The 311-nt window shown below is 46.9% G+C and carries 2 tRNA genes; both read right to left on the bottom strand.

What is annotated here, in order from left to right:
- Positions 1–5: 5 nt before the first annotated feature.
- A tRNA-His gene (locus RH46_RS20875) sits at positions 6–81 on the bottom strand.
- 35 nt (positions 82–116) lie between these two features.
- Positions 117–193: transfer RNA gene (locus RH46_RS20870), tRNA-Arg, on the bottom strand.
- Between the last annotated feature and the right edge of the window lie 118 nt (positions 194–311).

The following is a 311-nucleotide window of genomic DNA, read 5'->3' as shown; positions in this document are numbered from 1 at the left end:
AATAATGGGGTGGCTAACGAGACTTGAACTCGCGACAACCGGAATCACAATCCGGGGCTCTACCAACTGAGCTATAGCCACCACTAAAATTTTTACCGATATACCTTTGAGGCGAATGGTACGCCCGAAAGGATTCGAACCTTCGACCTTTGGCTCCGGAGGCCAACGCTCTATCCAACTGAGCTACGGGCGCATGCCCTATCGGCGGAGTGGAATAATACGTATATCACACTATGCCGTCTAGTACTTTTTCAACTTTTTTATCGTTTGGCGCCTTTTTCGACAATTAAAGTGTGATAAACCCCTATTTC

This window comes from Vibrio brasiliensis LMG 20546 (assembly GCF_000189255.1).
Classification (GTDB): domain Bacteria; phylum Pseudomonadota; class Gammaproteobacteria; order Enterobacterales; family Vibrionaceae; genus Vibrio; species Vibrio brasiliensis.
This window is presented reverse-complemented; position numbering and strand designations above follow the sequence as displayed.